18 protein-coding genes are annotated in these 24953 nt (G+C 69.9%); 7 read left to right on the top strand and 11 right to left on the bottom strand.

Annotated elements, in window-relative coordinates:
- Positions 1–741: 741 nt before the first annotated feature.
- Positions 742–3579, bottom strand: a complete 2838-nt coding sequence (gene secA / locus AB0L06_RS43160) for a preprotein translocase subunit SecA (RefSeq protein ID WP_500237551.1) — start codon at positions 3577–3579, stop codon at positions 742–744.
- Positions 3580–3766: 187 nt separating this feature from the next.
- Between secA and AB0L06_RS43155 the strand changes: the two genes are divergently transcribed.
- A complete protein-coding gene (locus AB0L06_RS43155; protein ID WP_500237550.1) occupies positions 3767–4096 on the top strand; it encodes an HGxxPAAW family protein in 330 nt (109 codons plus the stop codon).
- 504 nt (positions 4097–4600) lie between these two features.
- Here AB0L06_RS43155 and AB0L06_RS43150 read toward each other — a convergent pair.
- From AB0L06_RS43150 to mtrA, 8 genes are all read right to left on the bottom strand, one after another.
- Positions 4601–5896, bottom strand: a complete 1296-nt coding sequence (locus tag AB0L06_RS43150) for a winged helix-turn-helix domain-containing protein (protein ID WP_500237548.1) — start codon at positions 5894–5896, stop codon at positions 4601–4603.
- A 728-nt stretch (positions 5897–6624) separates the two neighbouring features.
- On the bottom strand, positions 6625–7293 hold the full coding sequence (locus AB0L06_RS43145) for a response regulator (protein WP_122193060.1): 669 nt from the start codon (positions 7291–7293) through the stop codon (positions 6625–6627).
- 149 nt (positions 7294–7442) lie between these two features.
- Entirely contained in the window at positions 7443–7649 is a 207-nt protein-coding gene (locus AB0L06_RS43140; protein ID WP_500237546.1) for a hypothetical protein, read from the bottom strand.
- Between the two features lie 1443 nt (positions 7650–9092).
- Positions 9093–9770: a ribosome hibernation-promoting factor, HPF/YfiA family gene (hpf, locus tag AB0L06_RS43135; RefSeq protein WP_500237545.1), complete on the bottom strand. Its 678-nt coding sequence runs from the start codon at positions 9768–9770 to the stop codon at positions 9093–9095.
- A 689-nt stretch (positions 9771–10459) separates the two neighbouring features.
- The gene (locus AB0L06_RS43130; protein WP_500237544.1) at positions 10460–11554 is read right to left on the bottom strand and encodes a ComF family protein; all 1095 of its coding nucleotides are present in this window, start codon (positions 11552–11554) and stop codon (positions 10460–10462) included.
- Positions 11555–11740: 186 nt separating this feature from the next.
- Entirely contained in the window at positions 11741–13498 is a 1758-nt protein-coding gene (locus tag AB0L06_RS43125) for an LpqB family beta-propeller domain-containing protein (RefSeq protein ID WP_500237543.1), read from the bottom strand.
- Positions 13499–13611: 113 nt separating this feature from the next.
- On the bottom strand, positions 13612–15306 hold the full coding sequence (gene mtrB / locus AB0L06_RS43120) for an MtrAB system histidine kinase MtrB (protein ID WP_500237542.1): 1695 nt from the start codon (positions 15304–15306) through the stop codon (positions 13612–13614).
- 13 nt (positions 15307–15319) lie between these two features.
- Positions 15320–15997, bottom strand: coding sequence for an MtrAB system response regulator MtrA (gene mtrA / locus AB0L06_RS43115; RefSeq protein ID WP_026415706.1), 678 nt, complete (start codon positions 15995–15997; stop codon positions 15320–15322).
- Positions 15998–16479: 482 nt separating this feature from the next.
- On the opposite strand from mtrA, the gene AB0L06_RS43110 reads away from it, so the two are divergent.
- The 5 genes from AB0L06_RS43110 to AB0L06_RS43090 all read left to right on the top strand — a co-directional run bounded on the left by AB0L06_RS43110 (position 16480) and on the right by AB0L06_RS43090 (position 21842).
- The gene (locus AB0L06_RS43110; RefSeq protein WP_500237540.1) at positions 16480–17475 is read left to right on the top strand and encodes a hypothetical protein; all 996 of its coding nucleotides are present in this window, start codon (positions 16480–16482) and stop codon (positions 17473–17475) included.
- 5 nt (positions 17476–17480) lie between these two features.
- Positions 17481–18158: a DUF4129 domain-containing protein gene (locus tag AB0L06_RS43105; RefSeq protein ID WP_500237539.1), complete on the top strand. Its 678-nt coding sequence runs from the start codon at positions 17481–17483 to the stop codon at positions 18156–18158.
- Positions 18152–19408 carry a DUF4350 domain-containing protein gene (locus AB0L06_RS43100; RefSeq protein WP_500237537.1) on the top strand — a complete coding sequence of 419 codons (1257 nt, stop codon included), beginning with the start codon at positions 18152–18154 and terminating at the stop codon, positions 19406–19408. The genes AB0L06_RS43105 and AB0L06_RS43100 overlap by 7 nt, the downstream gene beginning before the upstream one ends.
- Before the next feature lie 164 nt (positions 19409–19572).
- On the top strand, positions 19573–20550 hold the full coding sequence (locus tag AB0L06_RS43095; protein ID WP_500237536.1) for an AAA family ATPase: 978 nt from the start codon (positions 19573–19575) through the stop codon (positions 20548–20550).
- On the top strand, positions 20550–21842 hold the full coding sequence (locus AB0L06_RS43090; protein WP_500237534.1) for a DUF58 domain-containing protein: 1293 nt from the start codon (positions 20550–20552) through the stop codon (positions 21840–21842). Before AB0L06_RS43095 ends, AB0L06_RS43090 begins: the two co-directional genes overlap by 1 nt.
- Positions 21843–21913: 71 nt before the next feature.
- Here AB0L06_RS43090 and AB0L06_RS43085 read toward each other — a convergent pair whose 3' ends face one another.
- Positions 21914–22909: a stage II sporulation protein M gene (locus tag AB0L06_RS43085; protein ID WP_500237533.1), complete on the bottom strand. Its 996-nt coding sequence runs from the start codon at positions 22907–22909 to the stop codon at positions 21914–21916.
- Positions 22910–23002: 93 nt separating this feature from the next.
- On the opposite strand from AB0L06_RS43085, the gene AB0L06_RS43080 reads away from it, so the two are divergent.
- Positions 23003–24076, top strand: a complete 1074-nt coding sequence (locus AB0L06_RS43080; RefSeq protein WP_500237531.1) for an RDD family protein — start codon at positions 23003–23005, stop codon at positions 24074–24076.
- A gap of 329 nt (positions 24077–24405) precedes the next feature.
- On the opposite strand, the gene AB0L06_RS43075 is transcribed toward AB0L06_RS43080, so the two are convergent.
- A complete protein-coding gene (locus tag AB0L06_RS43075; RefSeq protein WP_500237530.1) occupies positions 24406–24708 on the bottom strand; it encodes a hypothetical protein in 303 nt (100 codons plus the stop codon).
- Between the last annotated feature and the right edge of the window lie 245 nt (positions 24709–24953).

Genomic DNA, 24953 nt, shown 5'->3' with positions numbered 1-24953 from the left:
GTTCACCCCGGCCACGCCCGTCCAGCACACGTGGTCGGACACCCATTCCGCCCCGATGGAGTCGGCCAGGGCGCCCAGCCGCGCCAGATAGTCGGCCAAGGGCCACAGCCCCACAGACCGCAGACGTCCCCCACCACGCACAGCGCCTACCCGCAGCAACACGCGCGGGATGGGCGTGCAGGCGTGGCCGCCTATCGCGTGGAGGCCAAGCGCGGTGCGGGACGGAGGAGGCGCGGTGTGTGGACGTGACGCGGCGCAGCAGGGATGAGCCGCAAGATGCTCACGTCCCACCCCTAGCGCACCCGGCCTGGCCGCGGCACAAGGCGCGGGCACAATGTGAGCGCGGCACGACGCCGGGATGGAGCGCCGCGCAGCAACATGGCGCAGGAGAAGTGGCCTGCACCTGACGCGATGCGTGCATGGCGCTACGCACAAGAACGCGGCCCGGGCGCGGCGGCGCGGCGAGCATGGCGCGGGCGCAGCACAGGCACGGCGCGCGGCGAGCGCGGCGGGCGCGGCGCGGACGTGGCGGGCGCGGCGGGCATGGCGGGCATGGCGCGGACGTGGCGGGCGCGGCATGGCGGGCGCGGCAGGCGCGACGCGGGCGTGGGCGTGGCACGGCGGGCGCGGGTGTGGCACGGGCGCGGGCGTGGTGCGGGGGCGGGCGCGGCGGGGGCGGTGGGCTGGGGAAAAGGGGGCGGCCCCGGTCTGGTGGGACCGGGGCCGCGCGGGTTTCTAGCTTCAGTTGTTGGTCGGGTCGCCGTGGCAGCGCTTGAACTTCTTACCCGAGCCGCAGGGGCAGGGGTCGTTGCGGCCGACGCCCTCGTAGGGGTCCTCGACCTCTTCGCTGTGGTGCTCGACGCCGCCCTCGCCGTCGATGGTGGGGGCGGTGTACTCCAGCTTCTTGGGACGCTGGGGCTCCTGGAGGCCCTTGGCCTTGACGACCGGGACCTCGTCCTCCACCTCGTCCTCGGCGGGGACGGTGTCCTCGAGGGCGACGGGGTTCACGCCGACCTGCGGGCCCGCCGGCTGCTGCTCCTCGACCTCGACCTCGAGGTTGAAGAGGTAGCCGACCGACTCCTCCTTGATGCCGTCCATCATGGCGTTGAACATGTCGTAGCCCTCGCGCTGGTACTCGACCAGCGGGTCGCGCTGCGCCATGGCGCGCAGGCCGATGCCCTCCTGGAGATAGTCCATCTCGTAGAGGTGCTCGCGCCACTTGCGGTCCATGACCGACAGGACGACGCGGCGCTCGAGCTCGCGGACGACCTCGGCGCCGAGCTCCTCCTCGCGCTTGGCGTAGGCGGCCTGGGCGTCCTCGCGGAGCTTCTCGGCCAGGGTCTCGGCGTCCAGGTTGGAGATGTCGCCGCCGAGCTCCTCGGTCAGGCCGTCCACCGTGAGGGAGATCGGGTACAGCTGCTGGAAGGCCTTCCAGAGCTTCTCCAGGTCCCACTCCTCGGCGAAGCCCTCGCCGGTGGCGCCCGCGACGTAGCCGTTGACGACCTCGTCGATCATGCGCAGCACCTGCTCGTGCAGGTCCTCGCCCTCGAGCACCTTGCGGCGCTCGGCGTAGATGACGACGCGCTGGCGGTTCATCACCTCGTCGTACTTCAGGACGTTCTTGCGCATCTCGAAGTTCTGCTGCTCGACCTGCGACTGGGCCGACTTGATCGCGTTCGAGACGATCTTGGACTCGATCGGCACGTCGTCCGGGATGTTGAGGCGGGTCATGATCGCCTCGACCCGGGCCGAGTTGAACAGCCGCATCAGGTCGTCCTCGAGGGACAGGTAGAACCGGGACTCGCCCGGGTCGCCCTGACGGCCGGAACGTCCGCGCAGCTGGTTGTCGATGCGGCGGGACTCGTGGCGCTCGGTGCCGAGCACGTACAGGCCGCCCGCGTCGACGACCTCCTCGTGCTCGCCCTTGACGGCCTGCTTGGCCTTGTCGAGGGCCTCGGGCCACGCCGACTCGTACTCCTCCGGAGTGTCCAGCGGGGACAGGCCGCGCTGGTGAAGCTCCAGGTCGGCACGGAAGTCGGGGTTGCCGCCGAGCATGATGTCGGTGCCTCGGCCGGCCATGTTCGTCGCGACCGTGACGGCGCCCTTGCGGCCCGCCTCGGCGACGATCGCCGACTCCTGCTCGTGGTTCTTGGCGTTCAGCACCTGGTGCGTGATGCCGCGGCGCTTGAGCATCTTGCTCAGCCGCTCGGACTTCTCGACCGAGGTGGTGCCGACCAGGACGGGCTGGCCGTTCTCGTGCCGCTCGGCGATGTCGTCGACGGCGGCCTCGAACTTGGCCTGCTCGGTCTTGTAGACCACGTCCGCCTTGTCCATGCGGACCATCGGCTTGTTGGTCGGGATCGGCACGACGCCGATCTTGTAGGTCTTGTTGAACTCCGCGGCCTCGGTGTCGGCCGTACCGGTCATGCCGGACAGCCGGGAGTAGAGGCGGAAGTAGTTCTGGAGGGTGATCGTGGCGAGGGTCTGGTTCTCGTCCTTGATCGACACGCCCTCCTTGGCCTCGATGGCCTGGTGCATGCCCTCGTTGTACCGGCGGCCGTGCAGGATGCGGCCGGTGAACTCGTCCACGATCAGGACCTCGCCGTTCATGACGACGTAGTCCTTGTCGCGCTTGTACAGCTCCTTGGCCTTCAGGGCGTTGTTCAGGAAGCTGACGAGCTGGGTGTTCTCGGCGGAGTACAGGTTGTCGATGCCGAGCCAGTCCTCGACCTTCTCGACGCCCGCCTCGGTGATGCCGACGGTGCGCTTCTTCTCGTTGACCTCGTAGTCGCCGGGGCCGTACTCGTCCACCTGGCCGGCGGTGCTGACCAGCTCGGCGCGCTTCAGCCGCGGGACGATCTTGGAGAACTCGCCGTACCACTTGGAGTTCTGCTCGCCCGGGCCAGAGATGATCAGCGGCGTGCGGGCCTCGTCGATGAGGATCGAGTCGACCTCGTCGACGACCGCGAAGTTGTGGCCGCGCTGGACGAGCTCGTCCAGGCTCCAGGCCATGTTGTCGCGCAGGTAGTCGAAGCCGAACTCGTTGTTGGTGCCGTAGGTGATGTCGGCGGCGTACGCGACCCGGCGCTCTTCGGGCGTCATCTGCGGGAGGATGACACCGACCTCGAGGCCCAGGAACTGGTGTACGCGGCCCATCCACTCGGCGTCGCGCTTGGCCAGGTAGTCGTTCACGGTGACGACGTGGACGCCCTTGCCGGACAGCGCGTTCAGGTAGGCGGGGAGCACACAGGTGAGGGTCTTGCCCTCACCGGTCTTCATCTCGGCGATGTTGCCCAGGTGCAGGGCCGCTCCGCCCATGATCTGGACGTCGTAGTGGCGCTGGCCCAGGACTCGCTTGGCCGCCTCGCGGGCGGTGGCGAACGCCTCGGGGAGCAGGTCGTCCAGCGATTCGCCCTCTTCGAGGCGCTCGCGGTACTTGTCGGTGAGCTCGCGGAGTTCCGCGTCACTCATGTCGACGAAGTCTTCCTCGATCGAGTTGACCTGATCCGCGAGCTTCTTGAGCTTGCGCAGGGTCTTGCCTTCGCCCGCGCGAAGGATCTTATCGATGACTAGCGGCACTCTCGGAGGCTCCTTGCAGATCGTGGGTCACCGCCGACCGGCGGCACGCACACCACACGTACGATGCCATCGTAGGCGAGACTCAGAATGGTCTAGGTCACCCTGCGACGCAATCCCGGCCCGCGTTCAGCCTTCTGACACCCGTCCGGGACAATCATCGTGAACACTCTGAGGGGAGGGGCCCAAATTGTCCGATGAGTACGGCTCGCACGCCGGACGGCCGAGTTCCTGGCTGGCGGTCACCGTGATCTTCGCCGGCTTCACCGTGGGCGGAGTCGCGCTCTGCCTGGGACCGCAGTGGGTGCTGTTCTGGGTCGGGGCCGCGATCATCGTGATCGGCTTCGTGCTGAGCGCGCTCGTGCACCTTTTCGCCGACGTCGTGGTGGACGCGCCGCGCGTCCTGCCGGAGGTCGTGGACTACTCGGTCTTCGGCAGCCGCACGACCAAGCGCCGCGGCGGCCTGGCCGGCGAGAAGAAGGCGGTCATGTCCGACTCGAAGCAGGGCGCGCACGGCTGATCTCCACCCGCGTCCCGCCGGAGCCGCCACGCGGCGCCGCCGACGGGACGGCGACCGGTCGGCGCGATCGGCGGTCGCACACGGCGCCCGCGACGGGCGCCGACCGCCCGGCCCGCCGGACCTGGATCCGCGTTCCTCCTCCCCCGAGTAGGGACGCCCCTCCAGGCCCTGGCGGGCCGACGCATTTCCGGGGGCCGTCCGAATCTCGGGCGAGTTCCGGCGCACGTCACTTTTCGTGCGTGTCCGTGACCGAACGTGAATGCCGCATCGTCGCGTCATGTCTCGGACGCGGCGGCACACTTCGCCTCCGCGCGAGGCACACGGGCTCCCAGACGCCGCACGCGAGGTCCCGGGCGGCGCGATCGAACATCCGGGCATGGCCCTTGAACTCCCGAACAAGGCGTTCGAGTTCCCAAGGGGACGACACTGCCGCGATCGTCACGGCGTCACGCCGGGCGTGTCATCGCCACCGTCGCCTCGCGCCTTCCCCGGCGTCCTTCTTCTTCAGCCTCTTTCAACGAGCCGCTTGATCTCCGGTTCGGCGCGTTCGACGCGGATCGCGTCGCATCCGACCCACTCGGCGGCGTTGCGGAGCGCGACGCGCAGCGCCTCGGCGCCCTCCTCGAGACGAGCCGCCGACTTGGTGAGACGCGGTTCGAGGGAGACCTGGCGCGCGACGAGGGTCGTCCCCTCACGGGCCGGGTCGACGCGTCCGATCAGGCGTCCGCCGGCGAGCAGCGGCATCGTGAAGTAGCCGTGGACGCGCTTCACCTTGGGGACGTACGCCTCCAGCCGGTGATCGAAGTCGAAGACCCGGGACGTCCGGGCCCGGTCCCACACCAGCGAGTCGAACGGGGAGAGCAGCGTCGTGGCGTGCCTGCCGCGCGGCGGCGTCGCGAGCGCCTCCGGGTCGGCCCACGCCTGCTGCCGCCAGCCCTGGACCCGCACCGGCACCAGCCCGGACGCCTCGATCACCGCGTCCACCTGCTCGGCCTTGATCCGGTAGTAGTCGGCGAGGTCGGCGCGGGTCGCCACTCCGAGCGCCCGCCCCGCGAGCCGGACGAGCCGGGTCAGGCATTCGGCGTCGTCCGGGTCGTTCCCGTACAGCTCATCTGGGACGACCCGCTCGGCCAGGTCGTACACCCGCCGCCAGCCGACCCGCTGGACGCACGCGACCTCTCCGATGTCCCAGAGCCACTCGATGCCGATCTTGTGGTCGCTCCACTCCCACCAGTCACCCCCGGCCTTGGCGCCGCCGAGCTCCCTGGTCGTCAGTGGCCCCTCGTCCTTGAGCCTGGCGCGAATCTCGTCGCACACCCCATCCGGCACCTTGTGCCAGCGGACGCCCTTCCGCTGGAACTCCCGACGCCGGAAGGCCAGATACGGCCATTCCTCGATCGGCAGGATCGAAGCCGCGTGCGCCCAGTATTCGAACGCGAACGGCCCACTCGCTTTCGCGCTCCGCCGCTTATTGATCGGCCGCCCGCCACTCGCCCCCACCGGCGTGCCGCCGTTCTGTGGCGTCCCGCGATCGACATCCCTGGTGGGCGGCGTCCAATAGGCGTTCTCGATGTTCTCCTTCGGCGTCGCGCCGAGCCGCGCATAGGGAACGAGCTCATGCGACCGCGCGAGCACGGAAATCGTGTCCAACTGAACGGCCCCGAGGCGCGAGAGCACGCCGGGCACACCGCCGCGCCGCGCGTCCGCGCCCAGCAGTCCCTGAGCGCGCAACGCCAAACGCCGCGCCTCGTCCGCGCTCAGCTCCACCTCGGCCGTGTCGGGGGTCCTGGTATCGGTCACGCGGCGATCGTAAGCCACGACACCGACAAACCCCACACACCGGTGTCGATATCGCCGCCCGCCCGGCAACAGGTCCGTCCCCGCCACCCACAGCGCCCAGGACCTCGATCGCTCCCTTCCCCAACCGTCACGGTCCGGACCACGAGCACATTCATCCGAAACGTGTGGCGTCCACGCCCCGCCGAGGACCTCCCCTTCAGCAGCCTGAGCCCGGCCCCACTCGCACGCGACTCACCGCCACACGCCCCACCCACGCTCGGTGCGCCCACGCGGGACTCCGTCGCCAACCGCGCGCAGGGGAACAGAACCGGGCGCAACACTGGTCACCGCGCTGTTACCGTGCCCAGCCCGCTCAGCGATAGCTGCGCCGCCCTCAACAAGGCCAGATGGTGGACGGTCCGCGAGCGGCGAACCGAACGCACACCACGCGGAACACGAACGCCCACACCCGCAACGCCGCACACATCCCGCCGAGCGGCTGCACCTTCACACCGCCACATTCACGGCGCCCGCGGCCATCACCTTCAACGGCCCCTCAGCAACCGCGTCCCGCGCCCCCACCTCACCCGAGCACGAACGCAGACCGCAGCCCCAGAACGTCGTCGCGGAACGCGGACGCGGACGCGGACACGGAACGCGGACACGGAACGCGGACACGGTCCGGCGCCGATCGTGTTCAGCGCGTCGCCCTGACGGTCCGACGACGCGACGGTCCGATGGCGTGACGGTCAGGTGATCTCCAGAAGCTTCTCCCGGACGGCGTACACAACGGCCTCCATCCGGGAGTGCAGCTGGAGTTTCTCCAGGATGTTCCGGACGTGGTTCTTCACGGTGTTCTCGGAGATGAACAGCTCCCGGGCGATCTCCCGGTTGCCGAGCCCGCGCGCCACGAGCCGCAGGACCTCCATCTCGCGGTCGGTCAGCCGCGGCGCCGGGACCTGCTGCGTCCGCTCCTCGCTGCGCTTGGCGAGCGCGGCGAACTCGGTGATCAGCTTGGACGCCATGGACGGGCTGATCAGCGACTGACCACCGTGCACCGCGCGCACCGCCTGCGGGACCTCGTCGATCGAGATCTCCTTGAGGAGGTAGCCGCTGGCCCCGGCCTTGATCGCCTCGAAGAGGTCCTCCTCCTCGTCGCTGATCGTCAGCATCACGATCTTGGCGCTGGGCGCGGCGTCCTTGATGGCCGTGCACGCCTCGATGCCGCTGCGCCGCGGCATCCGGATGTCCATGAGGACGACGTCGGGCAGCAGATCGCCCGCCATCTGGACGGCCTCGTGCCCGTCCCCGCCCTCACCGATCACCTCGATGTCCGGTTCGGCCTGGAGCACCATCTCGAGCCCGCGCCTGAAAAGGGCGTGATCGTCCACGATCAGCACCCGGATCGGATCCCCCACCTGCGCATCCTCTCCCTGCGCACCACCGGCCGACGTCTCCGCGCTTCCGCGCGCGGCGCCGCCGCCCGGCCCACCACTCGCACTTCCACCGCCGGCCGAAGCGCCACCGCTCCGGCCCCGGGCTCTGCTCGCCGCCCCTTCGGAGGCCATCACCCGAGGAGCCGGAATTGCACCGCCACCGGCGACACGTCCGGCGGCACCGCTTCCCGCGTCACCGACACGAACCACGCCGGACGCCGCGACCGCTGCTCCGCGGGCCACATCGTCCCGTCCATGACTGCCCGCCACGTCCCGCACACCGCCGACCCGCGCACGACCGGCCGTTCCACGACCGTCCACCACCAGCTCACGACCATTCAAGACAGGCCCATCCGCCTCGGGATCGGCCATCGCCACACCAACCGGCGCACACCCACCCAACGAACGAGCACCCAAGCCAGATCCCCCAGCCACAGCGCTTTTCAGAAGCCGCCGCCCCCTGGCCCGCCGCCCGGCACCACCCGCCGGACGCCCCCGTCCAGCGACGTGCCCGGCACCAGCGCCCGGCACCTCGTCAGCATCCCGCGCCATGCCTCGCCGCCGCAGAGCATTCACCCACGCGGGCCCGGCTACACCATCTTGTGCAGTCCCGGTAAGCGTCATCTGCCCCGCACGACACTGCCGCGCACGCACCCTGATCGCAGCCAACGCGCGCGCCCGAGACACCCCGCTCCCATCTCCCGGGCCACGAGAACGAGCCAGGGCAGGAGCACCTCCCTGCGCCAGAGCTGTCTGCATCGCATCCACGAACAACGAAGCCGACGGCACGGAGGCATGCGCCGTATCCCCAGCCAGCCCGAACCTCGGCGCGAAATCGTGCACCGAACGCGCTCCGCCAACCTGGCGGCCTACCGAGTTCCGGCGCAAGGCGTTCGATCCAGCCCAAGCCGTCGCCCACACCGAGGCGGCCAACCCGTCCGATCCAACAGGCTGAGTCGGAAGAACGGAGTCAGAAGAGCCAACCAAGGCGCCCAAGCCCGCCAGGGGCGCCGGAACGCCCCTGGAAGCCGGATGCCCCAGAACACTCGAATCCTCCCGAGAACCCGAACGGCCCCGCAAAGCCAAGGACGCCCAAGGGGCCGAAAGGACCTGCGGAGCGTGCGGAGCGTGCGGAGCGTGCGGAGCCAAGAAAACCCGAGAGTCCGTTGAGGCCGACCGGACCTGCTGCACCGAATCGGCCCACGGCACCAAGGCGCCCCATGGGTCCGAGAGGGCCCGAGGGGCCGGAAGGATCCGCGAGTCCTCGGGAGCTTGCAGAGTCAAGGGGGCTCGAGAGGCCGGAAGGGCCTGCGAAATCGAGCGGGCCTGTGGGGCCGGAGGAGTCTGTGAGGCCGAGGGGGCTTGCGGGGAGGCGGCGGGGTTGGGCGGGGGTGTTGGGCGGGGGGCTGGGGCAGGGGGTTGGGCGGTGGGGGCCGGTGGGCGTGCGGCGGACGGGGCGGGGCCCGGCCGGCGCGGGGGCGCGGGGGCGCCGCGAGCCTCGGGGTTCTCGCTCACCAGAGTCGCGACGTGGAGGTGAACGCCGCTTCCCCCCTTCACTGTCAGTGATCTGGGTCGGCCGGGGAAACCGGAGGCCGGTGTCGCCCCGGGGGAACGCTTGACGTGGCGACGGCTGGACCGGTGGCGCGGCGCGGCCTGTGAGGCCGCGCCGCGCCACCGTCCCGAGCTCGGCGGGCGGTCCGTACCGCCGCCGTCACGGCTTGCTGGTAACGCCTTTCTAGATCATGACATGATCCGGGCGGTGACGTGACGCATGTGCCACATCACTCTTCGACAAGACGGATGACTCCGTAGTCCCAACCCCTTCGCCGATACACCACCGTGGGATGGCTGGTGGCCTTGTCACGGAACAGGTAGAAGTCGTGCCCGACGAGTTCCATCTCGAACAGGGCCTGTTCGATGCCCATGGGCTCGGCCTTGTGGAACTTCTCCCGGACGATGACCGGACCGTCGCCGTCCATGGGGATCGGTACCAGGTTCTCGTTGAGCTCGGTCGCCACGGCCTCGTAGCCGTCGACGTCCGGCTCGACCGCGCCGGACGGCTCGGGACGGCGGGCCGGGGTTGCCGCGACCTCGGCGGGCAGTTCCTCGGGCAGCGGCTCCATCATGGCGAGCTTGCCCTTGCCCTTGCCACCGTTGTGGGCCTTGCGTCGTTCGGAGTCGCGGCGCATTCTCGACTCGAGCTTGTCGAGGGCCAGGTCGAGCGCACCGTACCGGTCGTCCGCGGCGGCCTCCGCCCGGATCACCGGGCCCCGCGACCGGATGGTCAGCTCCACCCGTTCGCGCTGGTCGGCGAGGCGCGGGTTCCGCTCCTGCGACACCTCCACATCCACGCGGATGACCCTGTTGTTCAACCGCTCGATCTTGGCGAGCTTGGTGTCGACGTGCTGCCGGAACCGATCACTGACATCGGTGTGCCGGCCCCTGACGATGATGTCCACGCGGGACCCCCCTTCTCCCGGTTGCGAGGTCCGTCCAGAAGGGGCTCGACGCCACCTCCGGACGCCACAGCTCGGTGGGTCGCACCCGCCCGGCCGACCTGGTCTTCGCCCCCACATCCGCCTGCTGAGGGGTTCGCGGCTCTCTCGCCACTACTGCCCTTCTCCCGGTTCGGGGGATATCTGATCCCCCGGCGAGGCAGGACTTACTTCTAAGGCGCACCGTGATCAGTCGACGAGAAGTCGCCTTACGTGGGCCGTTTCGCCTGCGCCTGGCATCGGCTAGCCGGACCGCATCACGCGCTCGCGACGAGCGCTGCGATCCAACGCAACCACGGACCCGGGCGGGTGCCATGTCAGGAACGCTAACCCCTTACGCCACGAATGTCAGGGGGGTGAACGGAGGAAAAACTCACGTACGGTCATCGGCACACCTTCGATCCGCCTCCCTGAGAGCCCTCGCCAGGCGCTCCACACGCCGTGCATCCCCGCACCCACAAGGCTTCCCGTGGATCACTCCCGCGCAGGTCAGAGCACCCGCCCCCGGCGAGCGACTTGGGAAAATATCTACCTGGCTCCTGACTCACGGTCACCCTTGAATCCACAACCAATGTGACGTCTGCCAACAAGTCGGACAGGATGCCGTCACGGTCGGTAACTATCGACGTGTTGAGTATCTCCCGTGAAGAAAGTCACCCTCCCCCGAGAAACCGCCGAGGGGTCGCCGCGACCGCCGCGGCCCCCACCACCTCCGCCCCCGCCTGCCGAAGCACCCGAGCCGCCTCCGCCAGCGTCGCCCCGGACGTCACCACGTCGTCCACGACCACGACCCGCCACCCCGCCAACGGCCCGTCCACGCCCACGTCCGCCCCATCCCCCAAACTCCCGACCAAGCGCCCGCGCATCGCCTCCCCTACCGGGGCCCCCGACGTCGGGGTCATGTTCGGGCGTGCGCCGGAGCCCCGGTCTGGATTCGGCCATGCGCCTCCCCGGGTCGGGGCGTTCGGATGTAAGTGCTCGGCGAAATGGCTGGGGCGCGGGGACGCCAGGTCGCCGTGTTTCGTCCGCAGAGCGCGTATCTCGCGGCGAGAGAGGGCCATGGCTCCGGTCATGTTGGCCGTGCGATCGGCCTGGCCGAGGCCCACTTGATCGGCCACGGCACGCCTGTGGCGGAGCAGCGGGGCGCCGAGGGCGAGGAGCCCCTCCGCGCGCAGTTCTCGGACGGCGACGGCGGCCATTCGCCGGGTCGGGTCGTGCCCGCGTTTGCGAACGGTACGCACCGCCGAGGGCACCGGAACCACGATCACCGGCTCGTCGCACTGCCACCAGAACACCGCCCCGTCTCCGGAGGCGTCCGACCCGTGCTGAAGGTGATCGGCGGGAAGGGACGTGGTCGGGTCGCGGAGAAGGGCTCCCGGCCGTTCGAGAGTCCAGGCCGCAAGTCGCGCCGGTGTCCGCTCGTCGTACCAAGGGGGGTCGTTCACGGACGGCGGCTCCGCGGTCAGCGCCAGGACGGCCTTGATCGCGATGGCGAGGGCATGTCCCAGCGGCCGGGCCAGTCCGGTGCGGCCGGATTCCTTGTGCGCGGCGATGAGAGCCGTGATGGGGCCTTCGTAGGACGCGACGGCCCAGACGGAAGGGTTGAGGGTTGGAAGGCCCGCAGCGGGCACAGGACGGGCCGGGAGATCCAGCAGAGCGGCGCAGGAGGGGCACAGCAGGCCCCGAGAGGCCCGGCAGCCGGCGCATCGCTGGGGCAGCAGCAGGTCGAGAAGATCGCGTACGAACATGCATTCGACGATGCCGCCCCGCTCACCCGGTCACCAGCCGAGCGGCGTTCTGTGGATAACTCGACGGCAACCAAGCATTTCGCCAGGTACGGGCGCCTGAAGGGGCACAGCGTGCGATCCGTCGGTCGCAGCCGACACGGCCAGGCCGCAAGTCCCCAGGCAGCGGCCCGCAGAAGCCTTGACCGGTCAGAAGGCGTAGGTGGGGTCGCTGCCCGCGACGCTGCACGCCCATTCGCTGTCACGGTCCCGGAAGGCGGACTGGTGACAGACCAGGCGCTGGCTGGAGCCCTTGGTTCCGATCAGCACTGGACCGCCCGAAACAGCCGCGATGCTCACGGGCTCCCCAAGGGAACCGACGCCCAAGGAGGTGACGGCGGAGCCGTCCACGGGCATCAGATACGGCAGCACCTGGGTGTCGAGCGTCTTGCGCCCCAGGACGGCGAGGGTGTTGTAGTCCCTCCACGACAGGTCGTCCGTCTCGGCGAGCTCGGAGCTGACCGGGACGAAGGATCCGGCATCGATGCGGTCACCGCTTCCCGCGATCCGGCCGAGCTGGACCTGCTTGCGGCCATCGATCTTGGCGACGACCGCGACGCGCACTCCGTCGCGCGCGACCTGGAGCGCGTAGATCTCGCGGCCGTCAAGGCCCCAGTGCCACACCGGCTTCAGAGGCTTGCCCGGTTCCCGCTTCCAGAGCATGGACTTGCCGGGGCTGGTCTCGACCGTCCAGAGGGTGCCTTGCCGGTCCCAGCATGGCGGCGTGAACCGGCCTTCCGGGTCCTTGGCCGTACGCAGGACGTGCGGGACGCCGTTCGTTGTGATGTCGTCTATCAGCAGCAGCTGCTTGCCATCAGGGCTGAGGCCGGCGGCCTCGTGCTGGGCGGGAGAAACAGCCGGACGAATCATCCGACCCGGCGCGTTGGTGACGACGGGCATGGGGATGAAGTTGTTCAGGCCCAGCGTGGACAGATGTCCTGCGGCCCCGATCGTGTACGCGCGGTGGCCGTCGACAGTGATCCCGTCCGGACTGTTGGCCTGCCAGTCACCGAAGGTCTGGACGTCGCTCTTGCCATCCGGCGTGACCACACCGCGGCCTTCGATCCGAAGCCTCCACTGCTTGATCTCCGACAGCGGGCCGAGGCTCCAGGCGAGCTGGGCCGACATCTGGTTGACGTCGCCGTTCGCCGCCTCCTTGCTGAGGTCGACGGTCGCGACGTCCTTGTCCAGGGACAGGCCGTTCAGCTTGGTGCCGCGCGGGAAGGCGCTCCAGACGGCGCCCCTCAGCCAGGACGTAGGGCCGGAGATGACCGCCTGCACGAGGCGCTTCGGAAGGTCCTCCCGGTTCACCAAGGGAAGGAAAACACCGTTGGGGACGAGTGTCTGCTTGTCCGGCGCGAAGTAGTAGAGATTGAACGTGCGGAAGACCTGCTCGACGTCGCTCTTGTTGAGCAGCATGGTCTGGCCCAGCGCGTCCGGTAGTGCGGAGATACGCCACTGGTGCTGGGCGTTGCGCGTGAGCTGATAGTCGACCCGGACCTTCTTCTGGAAGGCCGTGTACTGGCCGTCCGGGGTGATGATGCCGAGTTGGATGCCCTCGAGGCTGATCGTGGCCTGGTCGTCGTTCGTCCCGGGGGTGAGCGTGGGATTCGGACGGTCGGCGAACACCGCGATCGACGGCCTCGGTCCGGGACGCCAGCCATTGGGGTTGGCCAGGTACTCCTTGGCGACCCTGTGGTCGTCGTCGAAGCTGGCCGACGCCGCCAGGAAGCCCGAGACGATGTCCTGGGGCGACCAGTTGTCCCGGGGCGCCACGGGGATCAGGCGCACGTACGACTCGTCCGCCTGTTCGGACCGTTCCTGCGCCTTGACGGACGTGACCCGGCCGCCTCCCGGCATGGCCGCGCAACCCGACGCGCCCAGTGTCAGCGCCGCGGCGGTGACCACGGCCGCCGGGCCCCTCAGCGCGCTTCCCCACCTACGGGCCGGACTCTCCAGGCACCTACGCACAGTTGAAGCCTCCGAAGCCGCAGGAGTGGTTCTCGGGCGATCGGCCGTCATCAGTCCCCCGCCTCCAGCTCGGCGAACAGAGGCCGGGAGCCACCCGCGCCCGGGGGCACGAGCGGCAGGGGGGAGCCGCGGAGCTCGGCTCCCGCGGTGCGCGGGAGCGAAAGGCGGAACTGCGAGCCCTGGGAGGGTTCGCCCCACGCCTGGAGCCAGCCGCCGTGGAGCTGGGCGTCCTCCTTGGAGATCGACAGGCCAAGACCGGTGCCGCCGGTCGTGCGCGCACGAGCGGGGTCGGCACGCCAGAACCGGTCGAAGACCATCTGGCCCTCTCCCGGCTTGAGGCCGACGCCATGGTCACGGACCGTGACGGCGACGGCGTCCCTGTCGGCGGCGACGGACACCACGATGTCCTCGCCTTCACCGTGTTCAACCGCGTTGACCAGGAGGTTGCGGAGGATGCGCTCAACACGCCGCCGGTCGACCTCGGCCATGCACGGCTCGCCGGGCAGCTGCAGGACGACCTTGGAGCCTTTGCGCTCGGCGAGGCCCTGGACGTCGCCCACCGTGCGCAGCACGAGGTCGCGCATGTCCAGGGACTCCGCGTCCAGGGTCGCCGCCCCGGCGTCGTGGCGGGAGATCTCCAGGAGGTCGGCGAGGAGCGACTCGAAGCGTTCCAGCTGGCTTTGGAGCAGTTCCGCCGAGCGGCCCACCGCGGGGTCGTCGAACGTGTCGCGGTGCTCGTAGAGCATGTCCGCGGCGATCCGGATCGTGGTCAAAGGTGTGCGCAGCTCGTGCGAGACGTCCGACACGAACTGGCGCTGCACCTGCGACAGGTCCTCAAGCTCCCGGATCTTCTCCTGGAGGTTGGCCGCCATGTCGTTGAACGATCTGGCGAGCCGGGCCAGATCGTCCTCCCCACGCACACGCATGCGCTCTTCCAGCCGTCCGGCCGCGAGCCTTTGCGCGCCCTGCGCGGCCAGCCGTACCGGGATGACCACCTGGCGGGTCACCAGGGACGCGATGGCCGCCAGCAGCAGCACCAGAACGATCCCGACCCCCGCGAGGGAGCGGCTGACGATGGTGAGGGTGTGCTGCTCCTGGCTGAGCGCGAACAGGTAGTAGACCTCGTAGTGGCTCGTCTTGCCCGCGACGATCAGACCGCGCTCAGAGGGCCTGTGGCCGGTGTAGGACAGCTTTCCGTAGGTGTAGGCCCGAGTACCGGTGGTGCCGCTTCTCAGCTCGTCTCTGAGCCTCTGAGGGACGCTCTGGGCCCGCAGCTCGTTGGTGGCGTACCCGTCGATGTAGACCTGGGTGGTGTCGCGGACATAGACCTCGTACAACCCGGACGGCCCGCTGCGCGACTTCAGCCCGTTGGCGGCGCTGCGAAGCCTGTCCCCGCTGTCGTTGGAGACCCCCACGTCCCGCTGGAGGCTCCCCAGCCCCTCGTCCAACTGCGCCAGGGCGGCCTTGGTCTTGCCGTCCATCAGCGCGGTGGTGATCTGCTGCATCAGGAAGAACCCGAGGATCGCCACCACGATCGCCGAGATGAACAGGGTGGACGTGACCACCCTGACCTGGATGGACCGCCTCCAGCGCGCGTACGCGGCGCTCGCCACGCGCCGCGCGATCCGCTGCCCCCTGCCGAGCCACCGCCGGACCGGCCACCACACGACACGCCGGACCCGCCCGGCCGGCGCGGGGGCGGCGGCGGGCGGGGCGACGGGGGCGGCGGGGGCCGGCTGGGTCATCGGGCGGCAGCGGTCAGGCCGGGCCGGCCTTGTAGCCGACGCCGCGCACGGTCACCACGATCTCCGGACGCTCCGGGTCCTTCTCGATCTTGGCGCGGAGCCGCTGGACGTGCACGTTCACCAGGCGGGTGTCCGCGGCGTGCCGGTAGCCCCAGACCTGCTCGAGCAGCACCTCACGGGTGAACACCTGGCGCGGCTTGCGCGCGAGCGCGACCAGCAGGTCGAACTCCAGCGGCGTGAGCGGGATGTGCTTGTCACCCCGCTTGACCGAGTGCCCGGCCACGTCGATGCCGATGTCCCCGATCTGCAGGGTCTCGGGGGCGGGCTCGTCGGTCCGGCGCAGACGCGCGCGCACACGAGCGACGAGTTCCTTCGGCTTGAACGGCTTGACGATGTAGTCGTCCGCGCCCGACTCGAGGCCGAGGACCACGTCCACCGTGTCGCTCTTGGCGGTGAGCATGACGATCGGCACGCCGGACTCCGCCCGGATCTGCCGACAGACGTCGATGCCGTCCGCGCCCGGGAGCATCAGGTCGAGCAGGACCAGGTCGGGCCGGGTCTCCCGGAACGCCTCCAGTGCCTTGTCGCCGTCGTGGACGAACGACGGCTCGAAGCCCTCGCCCCTCAACACGATGCCGAGCATCTCGGCCAGCGCGAGGTCGTCGTCGACGACCAGTACACGTCCTCTCATGGCCCTCATCGCTACAAAGTCGGGGACGGGTGGACAGCGCGGCGACCGCAGCACGGCCATGCCACGCCAGGTAGAGGTATGTCCTGGCGTGCAAGGTTACCTGTCTTTGCCGAATACATGACCCCTCCCACGTCACGCCTCACTCCCCACCTCCAGCCAGGCCCACGGGATCGCCAACGAGCCGCCAAGTCCGCCATACCCACTCCAGGACCCGGCGCAGAGGCCGGATTTTAAACAAGGACTCCCGAAGAGCACCGAAAGTTGACGGTTTTCGCATGGGTATCGCCGTCGGCACCCTGTCCTCATGCGCGCGATAGCAGCACGTACAGCCCATAAGGACGGGGTCTGGTCGCTCCTTGATCCGATATGGCCGCCTCATGGCAGGATGGCCCGACACACGGACGGGGCAGGGAGCTGGGATGGCGGAATCGGGCGGCAGGAGGCGCCTCGTGCCGCGCGGGGTCGACGTGCCGTTCCGGCCTATGTCGATCTCCGAAATGCTGGACGGCGCGATCGCCTGCATCAGGCACAGCACCCGGACCGTCCTCGGAGTGTCCGTGGCGATCTCCACGGTCGTCCAGGTGACCGGATCGGTCATCTCCTACTACTTCATCGGCCAGGAGTCCCGCGGGGAGGTCACTCCCCGGGTTCTGCTCCGATCCGTTGGGGCGCAGGCGACGCTTGGCGGGATCGACCTGGTCCTGACGGCCTTCGGGATCCTCCTCTTGTCCGGGCTTTTGGCGCCGGTCCTCGCGCGCACGATGTTCGGCCTGGACATCTCGATGCGGCAGGTTTGGCTGGACGTGCGCGCCCGGTTCGGGCGGCTCCTGCTGGTGGCCTTCTTGTTGATCGTGGTGTCTCTGGCGGCCCTGGCCTTGCCGGTGCTCCCGTTCGCCTTGGCTGTGGGGGGCGACGCCAACCCGGCCTTCGGGGTGCTTTCCGCCCTGCTCGGCTTCCCGGCCGGCGTGGTTCTGATGCTGTGGGTGTACGTCCTGCTCGTGCCGAGCGTCCCAGCCTTGATCATGGAGCGGCAGGGGATCGGCGGGGCGCTCATGCGCGCGCGGCGGCTCTCCAAGGGGCGCTGGTGGCGGACCTTCGGAACACTCCTGCTCGCCATGCTCGTAACGGTCTTCATGGGGTTCTTCGCGTTGCGGATCCCGTTCCTGATCGCGCAGGTGCTCCTGTTCGGCGGCTCCGGATCCGGTAGCGATCAGGTGCTCCCGGCCCTGGCCCTGGACACGGTCGGACGCATCGTGAGCTGGTCCGTGGTGCTGCCCTTCGACGCCGGGGTGATCGCTCTGCTCTATATGGACCGGCGGATGCGGCGTGAGGGACTTGACCTTGATCTGGCCACACGTCCTGCCCCAGGGGACGATGATGACTTTTTCGAGCTTTGGCGCCCGTCCGCGCCGTCTCGGCCTTTCACTCCGCCGGTAGCCCCCGTCCCAGGGGCTGCCCATAGGCAGGGGGCACCTTGATCGCCATGTTTCTGGACCCGCCCCCGGTGGATCGGGACACGGCTCGGGAACTGGCCAGGCGCGAGTTGGAGAAGCCCGTTTACCAGCGGGACAAGCCGTCCTGGCTGGAACGCACGCTTGAGCGGTTCGCCGAATGGCTCCGGGAGCTGTTCTCGCACGCGCAGGCACCGAACGCCAAAGGCGGAGGTTCTGAGGGCTGGGTTTCGATCGGCGTCATCGTCCTCCTGGTGATCATCGCGGTGGCGCTCGTCTTCTGGCTCATGCGCGGTGGCCGCAACCGCCGATCCAAGGACGACCCCTTGCTGGACGATGAGCCGTCCACGTCGTCCGACCACAGGGCCGAGGCGGAGCGCCTGGCCGCCGCCGGTCAGTGGCCTGGAGCCATCCGCGAGCGCCTGAGGGCGATGGCCCGCGATCTGGAGGAACGAGCGATCCTCTCCCCACGCCCGGGCAGGACCGCGGACGAACTCGCGACGGAGACGGGCGTGGCGGTCCCGGACCTGGCCGACGATCTCCGGGCGACCGTGCGGATCTTCGACGACGTCTGGTACGGCGACCGGCCCGGTAGTGCCGAGGAGTACGCACGCGTCACGGCCGTTGACGACCGCTTGCGTTCTGCGAGGCCGAAGGCTCTCGACGACGCCGAGCTGGAGCCCGCCGACGGCTGGAGTTCGCGGTGGTGACGGCGGTCGAGCCCACGGCCGGGCAGGTGGCCGGCCGACGCTGGCGGTCCGCACGGGGAATCGTGCTGGTCCTGCTGTGCCTGGTGGTCATCGGGGTCGTCCTGGCGGCCCTCAAGCCCTCGCGGAAGCCGGATGATCTCGACCCGGGGTCGCCGAAACCCGGTGGCGCCCGGGCGCTCGCGGAGATCCTCAAGGGCCGCGGGGTCGGGTTCGACGTCGCCCACAACGCCTCCGACGCCGCCTCCCGCGCGGGCGCGGGCACGATCACGGTGGTGACCAGGCCGGAGCGGCTGACCCGCCCGGACCTGGACCGGCTGCGCGGAACGGCCGGAGACCTCCTGCTCGTCGAGCCGGGTCGCGAGACCCTGACGTCCCTCGCCCCCGGCGTCGAGCAGGACGGCCCGACCTTCGTCCTCCAGGCGGATCCGCAGTGCGGCCTGCAGGGGGCCACGCTCGCCGGGACGGTCGCGTTCGGTCAGGCCGAGACCTACACCGCGCCCTCGGGCGCTACCTCGTGTTACCCGGAATCGGGGAAACCGCGTCTCGTCCAGTACCAGGCGAGCGGCCGGACGGTGACCGTGCTCGGGGCGGCCAGGCCGCTCACCAACGGCCATCTCACCGACGAGGGCAACGCCGCGCTCGCGATGAACCTGGTCGGAGCACGTTCCCAGGTCGTCTGGCTCATCCCGGACGTGCACCACGCGAACTCGGGCGAAGGGTCCGGGGACCGCACGCTTACCGGCCTGCTACCGCCCGGGGTCAAGCTGTTCTTCCTCGGTTTGGTGGTCGCTGTCATCCCCGTCGCACTGTGGCGCGGACGGAGGCTGGGACCGGTGGTCGCAGAGGCGCTCCCCGTGGTCGTCCGTTCGGCCGAGACCGTCACCGGCCGGTCCCGCCTCTACCGTGCGCACCGTGCACGCGGGCGCGCGGCAGCAGCCCTGCGCGCGGGCGCACGAGACCGGATCGTCCCACTGCTCGGGTTGCCGCGAACCGTCGCCGATGTCTTGCCCGGACAGGATCCGGGTGCCGTGCGTGAGGTCGTGACGGCCGTCGCCGCCCGCACCGATCACGACGAGCGGACGGTCGCCGGCGCGCTGTACGGTCTTGACCTCGACCAGGCCACCCAAAGCGGGCCTGTCGGACAGGCCGGACAGCCAGAACCTGGTGGTGCCGAGCCCGTGGACGACGCCGGGCTGCTCGCGCTCGCCGATCTTCTCGATGACCTGGAAAGGCAGGTACGCCAGTCATGAGCCACTCGGCCTCGCCCGGCTGGGACGGGGAACCCGCCGGAAACGCCTCAGCGGCGTCCCCGGCGCCGCTCTCAGGGGGCCCCTCCGCGCCGCCCGCAGGAGTCGCCGGCGCGGACGCCACGGCCGTTGGCCACTCCGCTGCGGCCCTGTCGGATTCCGTCCCGGTGGGTTCCGGTGCAGCTGCCTCCGGTCCGGCCGTCGCCGACCCGCGCGCGGCGCTCGCAGCGCTGCGCAGCGAGGTGGCCAAGACCGTCGTCGGGCAGGACCCGGTGGTCACCGGCTTGGTCATCGCGTTGCTGTGCCGTGGCCACGTGCTGCTGGAGGGCGTCCCCGGCACCGCCAAGACGCTGCTGGTGAAGACCCTCTCGCACGCACTCGACCTGACCTTCAAGCGGGTCCAGTTCACGCCGGACCTGATGCCGGGTGACGTGACCGGGTCCCTTGTCTACGACAACCGCACGGCGGAGTTCGAGTTCCGCGAGGGCCCGGTCTTCACCAATCTGCTGCTCGCCGACGAGATCAATAGGACGCCGCCCAAGACCCAGGCATCCCTCTTGGAAGCCATGGAGGAACGGCAGGTTTCGGTGGAGGGCGCCGCGCGCGCTCTGCCGAACCCGTTCGTCGTGTGCGCGACGCAGAACCCGATCGAGTACGAGGGCACCTATCCGCTGCCTGAAGCCCAGCTCGACCGGTTCCTGCTGAAGCTGACCGTCCCTGTGCCGACGCGCGACGAGGAAATCGCGATGCTCCAACGGCATGCGGCCGGATTCGACCCGCGCGACCTGTCGGCGGTGCGCCCGGTGGCGGGGGCAAGCGACCTTGCAGCTGGACAGGCGGAAGTCAGGACCGTCCACCTGGATCCGAAGATCGCCGCGTATGTCGTCGACCTTTGCAGAGCAACGCGTCAGGCCCCTTCGCTGCAGCTGGGTGTGTCTCCGCGAGGCGCGACGGCACTGTTGGCGACCTCGCGCGCGTGGGCGTGGCTGATGGGCCGCGACTATGTCACCCCGGACGACGTCAAGGCGCTCGCAAGGCCGACCCTGAGGCACCGCGTCCAGCTCCGGCCCGAGGCCGAGCTGGAGGGCGCGACCGCCGACGGTGTGCTGGAGGGCATCCTCGCCCACGTCGCCGCTCCCCGCTGATGGCGCTGACCGGACGGCTCGGGCTGCTGACACTCCTTGCGGCCTTCGTCCCGTTGCTCGTGCCCAGCGGGGCCGTCCTGTTGGGCCTGTGGGGGCTTCTGCTGCTCGGTGTGGTCATCGACCTTTGCCTGGCCGGGAACGTGCGCGCGTTGCGGTTCCACAGGGAGGGCGACACGCGCGTACGTCTTGGCGAGACGGCGAACGCCGGGCTCATTGTGGAGAACACCGGAAATCGGCGCGTCAAGGCCGTCCTGCGAGACGTCTGGCCGCCGTCCGCAGGAGTCTCCCCACGAACAGCGAAGATCAACGTGCCCGCAGGGGAACGCCGCCGGATCGACCAGACCTTCACGCCCACGCGTCGCGGCGACAGGGAGGCCGTGACGGTCGCCGTCCGGTCAGTGGGGCCGCTCGGTCTTGCGGCCCGCCAGCTTTCACGCTCCGCGCCGCGGACGCTCCGAGTCCTGCCCGCGTTCCCCTCCCGGCGGCATCTGCCGTCGCGGCTCGCGCGCCTGCGGGAACTGACCGGGCTGCACTCGACGATGATCCGAGGCCAGGGAACCGAATTCGACTCCCTGCGCGAATACGTGGTCGGCGACGACGTCCGCTCCATCGACTGGCGCGCCACCGCTCGCCGCAACGACGTGGTCGTCCGCACCTGGCGTCCCGAGCGCGACCGCCGTCTGTACCTGGTCCTCGACACCGGGCGCACGTCGGCCGGACGCGTCGGGGACATCCCCCGCCTGGACTGCTCGATGGACGCGGCTCTGCTGCTGGCGGCTCTCGCCTCGCGCGCGGGCGACCGGGTGGACCTCCTGGCCTACGACCGGACGGTCCGGGCGCGCTGCGAGAACGCCTCCCGGACCGGCCTGCTGTCGGAAATGGTCGAGGCCATGGCCCCGCTGGAGCCCGCCCTGATCGAGTCCGACGCCGCCGGGATGGTCTCCGCGATCATGTCCCGGGTCCGCCGCCGGAGCCTGATCGTCCTGCTCACGGAGCTGAACCCGGCCGCCTTCGAGGAGGGGCTGCTGCCACTGCTGCCGGGCCTGACCGCCCGCCACCTCGTCATGATCGCGGCCGTCTCCGACCCGATGGTGGACGAGATGGCCGTCGCCCGGGGTGACCTTGCCGCCACCTACGATGCGGCCGCCGCAGAGCGCGCACGCGCGGACCGCCGCCGTCTCACCGCCGAGCTCCGCTCATACGGGGTGGAAGTCGTGGACGCCCCGCCGGACCGGATAGCCCCGGCGCTGGCGGACGCGTACCTCGCCCTCAAGGCCGCGGGTCGTCTCTAGCCGAAGGCCGCCGGTCGTGAAGGCCGCCGGTCGCCTCTCGCTGAAGGCGGCCGCCGGTCGGCCGACCGCGGTCAGCCTGCTGCCGGGGCCATGGCGGGTTGATCCAACGAATCGCCGGTCTCGCCAGAGCGAGTCGCGCGACGGCCCAGGGTGACGACATAGGCGAGGAAGGTGGCTTCTGCGATGACGCCGATGCCGATGCGAAGCCACGTCGTATGCACGTAGCCGGTGACGAAGCCTTCGATCAGTCCGGAAACCAGCAGAACACCGATGAGCCCAAGCGCGATACTGCCGAGCGCGCGGCCTTCCTCAGCCAGAGCGCGCGCACGCGTACGCGGGCCCGGGTCGATGATGGTCCAGCCGAGTTTCAGCCCGGCGCCACACGCGAGGTAGACGGCTGTGAGCTCGAGCAGACCGTGCGGCAGGATCAACCCGAAGAAGACGCCACCCTTGCCATAGGCGAACATCAGGCCCGCGTTCACGCCAAGGTTGAGTTGGTTGGTCAGGAGCACGAAAATCGTCGGGATCCCTAGGAGGATGCCGAAAATCAGTGCCGTCGCCGACACCCAGGCGTTGTTGACCCAAACCTGGAACGCGAATGATGCCGCCGAGTGCTCGGTGTAGTAATTGGCAAAGTCGTGGTCGACCAGGTCACGGATCTCGTGCGGGGCCAACAACGTCGCCTGAACCGTGGGGTTGTGCACGATCCAGATGGCAAGGGCCAGAGACAGGATGTTGCCGAGGACGGCGTTGCCGAGCCACCACCAGCGCATCCGGTACGCGGCGGCGGGAAACGACACCGTGAGGAAGCGCGTCATATCGCGCCACATGGGCGCCTGCGCGCCCGCGACGGCGGCTCGCCCGCGCGCCACCAGCGAGGACAGGCGGGCCACCAGGGCCGGATCGGGCGCGCTGGAGCGAAGCGCCGAGAGGTGCGTCGCGGTCCGCTGGTACAGCTCGACCAGTTCGTCGATTTCCGCGCCCGTGCGCTTGCGGGAGGAGTTGATCAGCTTCTCCAGCCGCTGCCACTCGGCGTTGTGCGCGGCCACGTACGCATCGACGTCCACCCGAGGGAGCCTAACGGCTTAGGCTGTCCGAAACACGACGAGTGTCGCCATGGCCCGCAGGCAAGGTCCGGCGTACAGCGAAGTGAGGTCATAGTGGCGCGTGCGGTGGAGGACGGGGAACTCGTCGTCGGTGAGGCCGTCGCGCTCGACCTGCGGGTGGCCCGCCTCGCCAGCCGCGGCTGCGCCCTGCTGCTCGACCTGTTCCTGCAGGCCATGCTGCTGAACTTCGCCATCGCCCTGGTCAGCCTGGTCAGAATGGTCGCGGACCCCGCTTGGGTCGTCGGCCTGTCCATCCTCGTCACCGCGCTCGTTCTGGTCGGCTACCCGTGCGCGTTCGAGACGCTCACGCGGGGACGCTCTCTGGGCAAGCTCGCGGTCGGGCTGCGTGTGGTGGCCGACGACGGCGGACCCGTCCGGTTCCGGCAGGCCTTCGTGCGCGCGCTGGCCGGGGTGATCGAGTTCTGGACGCTCTACGGGGCGCCCGCCCTGCTCACGTCACTGTTCAACCGGCGTGGCAAGCGGCTCGGCGACCTCTTCGCCGGAACCCTGGTCATCCAGGAGCGGGTGTCCGCCGCCGGCATGTACGGGCCGGTGGCCTGGATGCCGCCGTTCCTCGCGGGTTGGGCACGGACGCTGGAGCTGTCCCGCCTGCCCGACGAACTGGCGATGACGGCGCGGCAGTACCTCGCCCGGTTCTGGGAACTGCTCCCGGAGATCCGCGACTCGCTGGGCGAACGCATCGCCGGAGAGGTCTTCGCGGTCATCGGGCCGCCCCCGCCCCCTGGCATCCGGCCCGAGATCCTCCTGTCCGCGGTTCTGGCGGAGCGCCGTCACCGCGAAGAACTGCGCCTTGCGCGCCAGCGCGAACAGCGCCTCCGTCGCGCGGCGCGCGACCCGCTGGCCTCGCCACCCGTCCCTGTCGGCGGCCCCGCCATCGGACCCGCGCCGATGCCCTTTCCCCCTGGCGTCCCAGCTCCCCTGATTGCCGCTGGCCATCCTGGCGCTCCCGTCCCACCGCCCCAACCGAGAGGATGGCCGACAGTTACCGGAATCCCTGTGAGCGGCTCGTATCCGGTGAACGTTCCCATTCCTCCAGGACCTTCAGGGCCTTATCCGATCGCGCCTGGTCCGGTCCCTCCGCAGGCAGGCCCTCACCCCCACGGCTGAGCTTCGTCCAGCCGTTTCTCAAGGCGGACACTCCCCGCATTGCCCGTCGAACCGCGTGTGCGGTGAGCTCCCGAGAAGTCTTCTCCGGCCTCCAACACGGTTGCCGTCGAGTTATCCACAGAAGAACAGGCAAGCGCGCGAGGGCGGTGCCCGGAAGGTGGGTGCCGCCCTCGTCACGTGCTCATATGCGCTCTGACCTGGGAAGATGATGCCCGCTGTCCGGGTGGGCGCATGGATCTTGTCTCGCTGGTGCTCGCTGGTTGCCGCTGGGGCTCGCTGTTCGTGGGCCATACGCGGGCCATGGCCCGGACGTGTTTGCCCTGGTGGGGCTACTCGCCTAGGGCGCGGTCGATGATGTTGTTCGCGCGGCTCTCGCTGAGGCGTGCCTCAAGCGGGTTGGCGGGCCAGTCGGCCAGTGCCGCGATCATCGTTCCGGCGTCGACGTCGGCGTCGGCGTGGGTGCGGATGGGGCGGCCGAGGGTGCGGGCGGCGCGGCGGGCTTGGTCGCGGAGCTGATCGCGTTCACTCTCGTCGCGGTAGGGCCGGGTGAGGTGGCCGGTCCGGCGGAGTTCCTCGACCATGGCGGCATCCGGCTGTTTGGTCGGTTCGCTGTTGGGCGTGCTGGCGGGCATGGGTTCCTCCTGCGCTGGTTCCAGTGTGGCAGAGCGGCAGGTTGTGGGCCGACGGATGCGGCCTTGACCGGGGTTGCGGTCCGCGTAGCCTGGCGCGGCGAACGGGTGCCCTTGGGCTGGCGACCGGACAGGGGCGGGTGGGCTGCTTCAACATGTGGGGGGGAAGCCTCGCGCGGTGGGGCGGAGCGGCGGGTGCCCCCCCCCCCCCCCCCCCCCGGGGGGGGGGGGGGGGGGTTGGGCGCGCC

The organism is Spirillospora sp. NPDC052269, assembly GCF_040679435.1.
In the GTDB taxonomy this organism is placed as follows: Bacteria; Actinomycetota; Actinomycetes; order Streptosporangiales; family Streptosporangiaceae; genus Spirillospora.
Note: the sequence above shows the minus strand (reverse complement) of the source record. Positions and strands in the feature narration are given on the sequence as shown.